At 59.1% G+C, this 8,951-nt stretch carries 11 protein-coding genes and 1 pseudogene; 9 read left to right on the forward strand and 3 right to left on the reverse strand.

The annotated features are described in order from the left end of the window. Positions 1–103: pseudogene (locus tag ACQUQ1_RS21140) on the forward strand (ArsR family transcriptional regulator); the annotation flags it as partial. Between the two features lie 29 nt (positions 104–132). Here ACQUQ1_RS21140 and ACQUQ1_RS21145 read toward each other — a convergent pair. Next, a complete protein-coding gene (locus ACQUQ1_RS21145) occupies positions 133–1,599 on the reverse strand; it encodes an amidohydrolase family protein (RefSeq protein WP_435066217.1) in 1,467 nt (488 codons plus the stop codon). Positions 1,600–1,927: 328 nt separating this feature from the next. Between ACQUQ1_RS21145 and ACQUQ1_RS21150 the strand changes: the two genes are divergently transcribed. The 8 genes from ACQUQ1_RS21150 to ACQUQ1_RS21185 all read left to right on the forward strand — a co-directional run bounded on the left by ACQUQ1_RS21150 (position 1,928) and on the right by ACQUQ1_RS21185 (position 7,014). After that, positions 1,928–3,322 carry a permease gene (locus ACQUQ1_RS21150; protein WP_004594620.1) on the forward strand — a complete coding sequence of 465 codons (1,395 nt, stop codon included), beginning with the start codon at positions 1,928–1,930 and terminating at the stop codon, positions 3,320–3,322. A gap of 125 nt (positions 3,323–3,447) precedes the next feature. After that, on the forward strand, positions 3,448–4,047 hold the full coding sequence (locus tag ACQUQ1_RS21155; RefSeq protein ID WP_435066218.1) for a helix-turn-helix transcriptional regulator: 600 nt from the start codon (positions 3,448–3,450) through the stop codon (positions 4,045–4,047). A gap of 168 nt (positions 4,048–4,215) precedes the next feature. Then, a complete protein-coding gene (locus ACQUQ1_RS21160) occupies positions 4,216–4,536 on the forward strand; it encodes a hypothetical protein (protein ID WP_004594618.1) in 321 nt (106 codons plus the stop codon). Between the two features lie 57 nt (positions 4,537–4,593). Beyond that, positions 4,594–4,947 carry an SHOCT domain-containing protein gene (locus tag ACQUQ1_RS21165; protein WP_004594617.1) on the forward strand — a complete coding sequence of 118 codons (354 nt, stop codon included), beginning with the start codon at positions 4,594–4,596 and terminating at the stop codon, positions 4,945–4,947. 95 nt (positions 4,948–5,042) lie between these two features. After that, positions 5,043–5,459, forward strand: coding sequence for a DUF302 domain-containing protein (locus ACQUQ1_RS21170; RefSeq protein ID WP_004594616.1), 417 nt, complete (start codon positions 5,043–5,045; stop codon positions 5,457–5,459). 3 nt (positions 5,460–5,462) lie between these two features. Then, on the forward strand, positions 5,463–5,816 hold the full coding sequence (locus ACQUQ1_RS21175; protein WP_004594615.1) for an SHOCT domain-containing protein: 354 nt from the start codon (positions 5,463–5,465) through the stop codon (positions 5,814–5,816). 123 nt (positions 5,817–5,939) lie between these two features. Next, positions 5,940–6,248, forward strand: a complete 309-nt coding sequence (locus tag ACQUQ1_RS21180; RefSeq protein ID WP_004594614.1) for a thioredoxin family protein — start codon at positions 5,940–5,942, stop codon at positions 6,246–6,248. Positions 6,249–6,267: 19 nt separating this feature from the next. After that, positions 6,268–7,014, forward strand: coding sequence for a plastocyanin/azurin family copper-binding protein (locus tag ACQUQ1_RS21185; RefSeq protein WP_004594613.1), 747 nt, complete (start codon positions 6,268–6,270; stop codon positions 7,012–7,014). Positions 7,015–7,298: 284 nt separating this feature from the next. Here ACQUQ1_RS21185 and ACQUQ1_RS21190 read toward each other — a convergent pair whose 3' ends face one another. Beyond that, positions 7,299–8,051, reverse strand: a complete 753-nt coding sequence (locus tag ACQUQ1_RS21190) for an ABC transporter permease (protein WP_004594612.1) — start codon at positions 8,049–8,051, stop codon at positions 7,299–7,301. After that, positions 8,048–8,650 carry an ABC transporter permease gene (locus ACQUQ1_RS21195; RefSeq protein WP_004594611.1) on the reverse strand — a complete coding sequence of 201 codons (603 nt, stop codon included), beginning with the start codon at positions 8,648–8,650 and terminating at the stop codon, positions 8,048–8,050. The genes ACQUQ1_RS21190 and ACQUQ1_RS21195 overlap by 4 nt, the downstream gene beginning before the upstream one ends. Between the last annotated feature and the right edge of the window lie 301 nt (positions 8,651–8,951).

Raw genomic sequence — 8,951 nt, forward strand, 5'->3', positions numbered from 1 at the left:
GGATATGCAGCCCTGCGAGCACTGCCAGACCCAGAAGTACGAGACGTACGTTCTTCTGACCGTCCTGCGACGTGCGTTCGTTCGCGCCCACAGAAATTCCTGAGGGGGAACCACCCCTACGCTGGCAGGGTCTTAGAAGGAGAACCGATCACGCGCGGATTGCATCGCGAGGCGAGTCAGGAGTCGCGCAGGGCCACGCTTTGGGAGGTCCCGTACAGTCTCGATGCTGGTCGGCGGTTCACTACCACCAATGTCTAACTCCCAGCCTGTCTCGTCCATGAAGCGTTCGACAGCCTGATTTACTCGCTGTCGCACGTCGTCCGAGTCCATTGTCTCGGGCACACCATTCCGGAGGACGACGTCGCCGTCAACGATCACTGTCTCGACGTCGGCCGGCACCGCGTTGTTCACGACCTGTGCAGGAATATTGGTCAGTGGCGTGAACTTCGGTTTGTCGACGTCGAGGAGGATAATATCCGCGCGCTTTCCCGCTTCGATACTGCCGATCTCGTCGCCCATCCCCAGCGCGCGTGCGCCTTCAATAGTGAGCATTCGTATCAGTTCCATCGAGTCGAACTGCCCGGCTGAACGCTTGAGATTTGCCGCCAGCCGAGCTTGCCGCGCTTCACCGAACATGCTGTACGAGTCGTGCCAGTAGTGGTCGTCAATCCCTACTCCGACGTCGACGCCGGCGGCTCGAAGCTCGGGAACGGGCGTCCACTGCGTCTCCCCGTCCGGATTCCAGTAACAGAAGACGGACGGGCAGTGCGCAACAGCCGCGTCCGCCTCGGCGGTTCGCTGGATGTCCTCTTCGTCGGCGAGGCGGAAGTGAGCAGCGACCAGTCGGTCGTCCAGGAGTCCAACGTCGTCGAGCAATCCCACCGAGTCCTCGCCACCGTTCGCTCGTGCCATCGTGTTACTCTCCTCGAGTTCGAGCAAGTGCGTGTGGACGAGCAGGTCCGGGTACTCTGCGGCGAGGGACGCGGTCCGTTCCCACAGCTGCCTGGTACACGACCAGTCGTCGTGCGGGCAGATCGTCGCCCTGATTCGGCCCTCGTACGTGTCGTGGTACGTTTCGACGAACTCGCGAGCACGGGCGAACTGCTGATCGACTGGTTGGTCCCAGAAGAGGTCCGAGATCGCCGGGCCGAAAAATCCGCGGAGCCCTGCTTCCCCGAACGCCTCTGCACCTGCGGCAGGCCGTGCGTCCATCGAGTTCACGGTCGTGACACCGCCCAAGAGGAAATTGAGCGCTGCGAGCTCGACGCCTGCCTCGACGAGGTACTCGAATTCGCCGTTCCCTAATCTGTTAAACAAGGCCGTCCCACTCCCAAGCATCTCCGTCAGCTCGAGTTCGCTAAACGCACCGATGAGCGGTGTCATCTCCAAGTGCGTGTGGGCGTTCACCAACCCCGGCATCACCAGTTTCCCGTTCCCGTCGATAACGGTGGACGCTTCTAATTCTCCGTCTCCTGCACGTGACGGTCGGACTTCTTCGATACAGCCATCGGTGATGCATACTGTGCCGCGCTCGTACAGGCGGTTCCGCTCGTCGGCTGTGAGAACGAGTGCATCATGGATTGCCAGATCGACAGCCATCGTAAATTAGGAAGTGGATGTGACAGTTACCGTACTGGACAACCGAGCAGGCCGGCGAAGGCTGTTCTTCCAGGTGGTGTTCCCCTCATTTGGGATATCATCGGTCTCTACTGGTCCCATTAGCCTCTAATACGTCGGCGTGATTTAATCAGATTCCCCTTTTGAATCTGAAGTCGGATTCCGTGGAGCTTGTGGAGGTTTGCAATGTTTTCCCCTCTTCACGATAGATCATCTATGGCCGACGGTTACGATGCCATAGTACTGATACCCTCATAGGCAGTATATTCTAATCAAAACCGCAATAGATGATCCCTACAATGATACACCTATGCAGGCGACGATAATCGACGGAGTTCTTGAATCCCTTCGTATCGGTGTCGGATTTCTCTGGACGGCGGCGTGGGCGATCATCATGGGCCTCACGATTACGAGTCTGGTCCAGGTCTACGTCTCGAAGGAGCGGATGGCACAGGTGCTGGGTGAGGGCGATCTAACTGGACTTACCAAGGCGACTGTGTTCGGAGCAGCAAGCAGTGGCTGTAGTTTCGGCGCCGTCGCCATCGGGAAGGGCCTGTTCAAGAAGGGGGCGCACGCGGTGAACTTCCTCGCGTTCATGTTCGCGTCGACGAACCTCATCGTCGAACTAGGGCTGATGATTCTCATCCTGCTTGGCTGGGAGTTCCTCGTCGCGGAACTGCTCGGCGGCCTGATTCTCATCGCCGTCATGGCCGCCATCGTCCACCTCACGCTTCCCGAAAACCTGTTTAACGAAGTCCGCGAGAAGCTCAACGAGCGCGACCGCCAGGCGGGCGTCACGGAAGATCCCACCTGCGGGATGGAGGGGAAAGACGAGTACACGCTCACGACCGACGGCGGTGAGACGCTCAAATTCTGCTCGGAGGGCTGTATGGAGACCTATCGCCAGGAGACGTCGAGTAGCGGCGGGTGGCGTGACGAGTTGCTGTCGTGGGGTGGCTGGTACAAGGTCGGGAATCAGTACCGCAAGGAGTGGTCGATGATCTGGAAAGACATCGTCGCCGGCTTCCTTATTTCTGGGTTCGTCATCGTCTTCGTCCCGCAGTGGGTGTGGAACACGCTGTTCATTCAGGGCGACGGCCTGCTCGTGACTGCCGAGAACGCCGTCATGGGCGTCATCATCGCCGTCCTCAGTTTCGTCGGCAGTATGGGCAACGTCCCGTTCGCCGTCGCGCTCTGGGGTGGTGGCGTCAGCTTCGCCGGGATCATCGCGTTCGTCTACGCCGACCTCATCACCGTGCCCGTCCTGAACGTCTACCGGAAGTACTACGGCTGGAAGGTGATGCTGTACATCCTCGGCGTCTTCTTCGTCACGATGGCGTTCACCGGCTTCCTCATGGAGCTGCTGTTCGACGCGCTGGGTATCGTTCCAGATCTGGCGGGCGGCGAGACGGCGACTGAACAGACGTACTTCGAGCTCAACTACACGTTCTACCTCAATATTATCGCCTTTGCGCTCTCCGGGTTCCTTCTGTATGTCTACCGGCGGGGACTCGGCGCACCAGGTCAGTATCGAGATCCGGTGTGCGGGATGCGAACCGACGATGAGGGCCCGAGTGCGTCCCACGATGGGACGACGTACTATTTTTGCTCAAAGAAATGCAAGCGTACGTTCGAAGAAGAACCAACGGAATTTACTAATCAAAGCCCGCAAATATCGAGCCACGATCACGATCATGACCACTGATGATCGCACTGTGGTTCATCCGCTGTGATGGGGTTCATCATCACAGTTTCAATCCGCAATTGTCACACCTACTGCGCTCAAATAGACGGTATGAATAGTCAAATCCCGCAACTCGGGGCTGTCATATGAATCGCCGTCGAGCAGATACTGTCGTCGGTGTGCTTCTCGGGTTCGTTCTCCTGACCGGCGGGGTACTCAGTTGGCGGGCCTATCAACAGCGTCGGGCTATCGAGCAATCGATGGGGTCAATGATGGGTTCATCTATGGGAACGATGCACGGCCCAGACCCCCTCTGGTACGTGGTTGGAACCCTGCTGGTTGCTGGCGTTATCGGTGGCGTCTATTACGTGGTCCGGGGAGAACTCACCGATCCAGAAGTGGCCGACACAACGGCGCCTGTCGATCCTGCACAGACATCGGCGGCAACAGCTACGTCGATGGATGATGACGCTGCACCGGCGACGTCTATCAATCCTGAATCGGACCCCCAAGCACGCGTTCTCGATCTCTTACCGGATGATGAACGACGCGTCCTCGAACCCGTCCTGAACTCCCCCGGAATCACGCAGATTGAACTTCGGGATCGATCTGAGTTCTCGAAGAGTAAAGTAAGCCAGACCGTGAGTTCACTCGAGGAGCGAGGTCTGCTGTATCGGGAACGACAGGGTCGGACCTATCGTGTGTATCCGAGTGATGACCTTCGGCAGCAACAACCGGGAAAATAGTCGCTATCTATCGGGCGCTCTCCCTCTCGAATTCCGTAGGTATGAACGGTCTCCCTCGAGCAAAACGGTTAGAAGATGTTATAGACGTTCTCGAACGTTCTCCTGTATGGATTCACACCCATGTCGATAACTCCCGAGCAGGCCTACGAGTAACCGAGGAGAGAGACAATGACCAACTTCAAACTCGGCCGGTGGCTGCTCGTGGCGCTCGCGATTGTCGGACTCGCGTTCGCCGCACCGGCAGTCAGCGCACACGACAACGCAACGACCGCTGACGACGCGCCTACGGACAATGCCACCGCAGATGAATGGGCCACTTGGATGGAGGCACAGATGACCGAACACATGGGCCCGGGTAGCGTCGAGTGGATGGAGTCGCACATGGGTGTGACCGTCGACGAGATGGCCCAGGACATGGCTGACGGGGAATACCACGACGGGGCTGACGACGGCTACAACGGCGGGATGTACGGGCAGGGCCACTGCTGACGGCTCTGGCCGTTTCGATCGCTCCAATCGAACACCACAACTCACCAACGCAAGATAATGACGCAACTCACCACTCACATCGGACGCACTGCTCGGCGACTCGCGATCCTCGCCGTCCCGCTGCTAGTTGCGGCGACTGGACCGGCTGTTGCCCACGGTAGTGGGAGCTACGGCGGCGGCATGATGGGGGGCGGCTGGGGCCTCTTCGGTGGAGCGATGGGGCTCTGGGGGTTCCTCTGGATGGGGCTCCTCATCGCCGTTCCGCTCTACATTGTCTATGCGCTCCTCAATCGAGGCTCCGGTGGGAACGAAGAGCAGTCGCTGTCGGTTCTCCGTGAGCGCTACGCCCGCGGAGAGCTCTCGGATGACGAATTCGATCGGCGGCGAGAACAGCTCGAACGCACCGGATGACTGGAGCAGCTGCTGTTCCAGCCGATACATCATATTCCCAACGGCCGCCGTTGCGGCACCCAACCGTTAACCCCGTAGACGGGGTATGATACTTCATGGAATACACAATACAGACTTCAGTCACCGGTGAGTTCGACGACGTCGTCGACACGACGATTGCGGCGCTCAAAGACGAAGGATTCGGCGTCCTCTGTGACATCGACGTCCAAGCGACGCTCGAGGAGAAACTCGGCGAGGAGTTTCGACAGTACTGCATCCTCGGTGCGTGCAACCCGGGGCTGGCACACGAGGGCCTGAACGAAGAGATCGAACTCGGCGCACTCCTCCCGTGTAACGTCATTGTCTACGAAACCGACGGCGGCGAGGTCATGGTGAGTGCCGTCGACCCACAACAGCTCGTCGGCATCGCCGACAACGAGGCACTCGACTCGATCGCGAACGAGGTCCACGACCGGTTCGAACGCGTTCTCGCCAGCGTCGCGGACGAACTCGAATCATCGACCGAGATCTGAACCATGACATCATCAAACCAACTCGACACCACAACCATCGTCCTCCTCATCCTCGGGGCGATCATCGTCCTCCCCTTGCTCACGATGGGGATGGGATTCGGCGGGATGATGGGATACGGTGGAATGATGGGTGGATACGGGACGACCAGCGGCTGGTGGCCACTCGTCGGGATGCTCGTCCAGCTGGTCTTCCTCCTCCTCCTGCTCGGTGGCGGATATCTCGTCTTCCGTCGCGTGACGGCATCGCAGTCGTCGCGGAATCCCGCAATGGAGGAGCTGCGTATGGCATACGCCCGCGGAGATCTCACCGAGGAAGAGTTCGAGGCGCGTCGGAACAAGCTCGAACGCTCGGAGTGACGGTCCGACCACCAACCTCCGGCGTTACTCACGTCCGGCCCCTTGGAATCCGAAATCTGTGACCCTCACAGCTTTCGGATGTGAATAGAAGTGTGCTAAAAGCATAAGACCATACTAGCTACTATGACGGAAGTTATCCTGTTCACACAGGAGACTTGTGGAGCGTGCGCAACGCAGCGAGAGAAAAACGAGGGTATCGAAGATGCGTATCCGGATGTCGAGTTCCGGGAGGTCGACATCCAGACCGATCTGGAGACGGCCGAGGAGTACGGTGTCCGAAAGACGCCAACGACGCTCGTGTATGCAAACGGGGAACAGACGGCCGAGTTCATCGGCATCGTCGACCGGGACGAATTGGAGGCTGCCATCGAGAGCGCCGGCCAGCAATCGCCCGGACTCACGAACCGGCTCGCCAGCATCATCCGTGGATAACAGAAGCCAACCAGCTACAATGACAGACTACAGTAGACGCCAGTTCCTGGGAGCGCTCGGTGCTGGCACAGTCGCGAGTGCGGGATTCACCCAACCAGTCGCCGCACAGGAGACGCCCGTCGTGAAGATGGGCAACAACTACTTCGACCCGATCGGGCTCCACGTCGAACCTGGCACGACCGTCCGCTTCGAGATAGCAGCCGGAGCTCACTCGGCGACGGCCTATCCGGACCGCGTTCCCGCCGACGCCACCGCCTTCGACAGCGGGACCATCTCGCAGGGGAGCTTCGAGCACACGTTCGAGGTGCCCGGAACGTACGACTACTACTGCATCCCTCACAAGACGGTCGGCATGGTCGGTCGCATCGTCGTTGGTAGCCCTGGCGGTCCAGCTGAAGACAGCCCGATCCCGGACGGCGAGGTCCCAGACAGCGAAACGATCGTCCAGAACGGCGCCGTTGCCGTCGGCTCGGACGTCGACGGCAGTGGGAGTACCGATGGCGGAATGATGGGTCCAGGGATGATGCACGGCCGGAACGGTGGATGGTTCGGTGGGCTGCCGTTCGTCGGCGGGGCACTCGGGATGCTGGGGCTGGTCGGCGGCTTCCTCTACTGGGCAATGGGTCGAGGCGATGCACCTCCAGAGAGTGACGATTCCGCTATGGAAACCCTCCAACGTCGTTACGCACGAGGCGAGATCGACGAAGAAGAGTTCCAGAAGCGTCGTGAACGGTTGGAGACTGGGAGTGAAGACCCATCTCGGTAAGGCGCGGTGTCGTCGCCATTTCTACACGCCTGAGGTCCCTCGCTCAGGAGTCCTTCGAAGACCTGTTCCTACGCCGCGGCACTTCTCCGCGGAACGTAAGCCGCACTCATCGGTGCCCAGAGAACGAGGGACACAGCAGCAACCAGAGTCCACCGAACCGTTTGCCCGATCAGACGGTCGTAGTGAAATCCGAGTCAAACTATCCAATTGAGCGAAGCTGGATATAGTGCTGTTTGGGTCTTCTCCCCTACAGTTACCGGAGTAAGTAGTCTACTGGCCTGATCTTACTTCTCCTGTGTAATTCGGTAGTAGACGCCGATTGTGAGGACAGCTACGAGGAGGAGGTATCCAGTAGCCCACACCAATGAGAGAGTCGTATCTACGTCCGTTGTGAGTCCGGTATCGACCATCACACGGACGGGCCAATAGCCGGGGAGTAGTTTCATCCACCATTCGGGCTCGGACTGGATGAACAGCGGATCCTGGAAGAGTCCGATATCGAGCATCGGGAGAATCAGCATTAGCCACATCCCGGCTAGGCGGTCGAAAACGGCCCCGACGAGCATCCCGATGAGACCATACGTGACCGAGACGACGAGCATCGCTGCGACGAACCACCAGAGATGCTCAGGCTGGAAATCGACGAGCATCACGCCGACTGAGACGCCGGTAACGATGAGAGTGATTGCTGCGAGGACCCCAAACCGGGCAGTGATTACCTGTCGTGCACGATAGCCGGCGACTGCCAGACGACCGTCTGTGTCTTTGGCTTCTCGCATCAGGAACAACCCGGCGAGTCCCGCGATGAGGGCGCTCGTAATCGGCGTCATAATCACGCCGTGGACCTCAGGCATCCCTCGCATGACCGTCACCGTCTCACCGTCGACGAGCGTCCGAACCGGCATCTCGACGTCCTGGGTGACTGCGAACGCCAACGTGATGAACGAGACCGGTAGGACGACCAGTAGAGCGACGAGGACGTAGTTTCGCGCCTGTTCTTTGATGCCGATTGTGAACGCCGTTGTCGTACGACTCATGCGGACCACCCACCACTGGTGCGCATCGTCACTCCGAACACTGCGGTGACGAGTACAAGCAGGACTAGCAGGTATCCGGCGACGAAGCCGAGATCACCCGTCGTATATGTGCCTTGGAACATCGCCTCCTGAAGGAGTTCCTTTGGATGATAGAGCGGGAAGTATTCCACGAACTCGGGAACGTCGGCGGCCAGCGGACTGTCGCCACTGAGGAACGCATCCATCATTGCAAGGAACACCACGACGAGCGAGCCTTCGAACAGTCGTGGAAGGAGCGCCCCGACGAGTGCGCCAAGAAACGCATAGACGAGGCCGGCAAGTACGAGGAATACGAACGTCAGGACAGGGGCTCCCGGTGAAATCGTCAGCCAGAGAACGCCGTAGTTTACGGCAGCCACGACAACGGTCACTCCTCCGAGCGCCGCTAATCGAGTCGCAAGCAGTGTTCGGGGTGGATAGCCTGTCTGAACGAGTCGCCGATCGGCTGCACGCGCACTAATCATCTGCGCGAGTCCCATCAGGCCGGCAATGATGGCGACCCCGAATATCGCTCCGAGAAGGCGACCTAGCTCGATCGGAATCGCCTCGACCGTCGGCATACTTGGTAACCCAGCCATTGCTTGTCCCCAGCCTTCGATAACGACAATCGGAAGGAGAAGTGCTAGGACAACATTCAGGGGGGTTCTGAGGAAGGTGGAGACGTTCGCCCGAATCCCCGTCCAAACCCTATTCATCGGTCTCTTCCCCCCGTTCACTGGCCGTTGCATCAGTCTCGCCTTCCTGGTCAGTCACGTCGTAGACCTGTCCGTCACGAACCTCATAGATGCGGTCGAGACGACTTTGCTCTTCGATCAGGTGTGAAATCATCGTGACAGCTGTTCCGTCGGCAGCGAGTTCCTC

Origin of the sequence: Halobaculum sp. EA56 (assembly GCF_051195075.1) — an archaeon.
Classification (GTDB): domain Archaea; phylum Halobacteriota; class Halobacteria; order Halobacteriales; family Haloferacaceae; genus Halobaculum.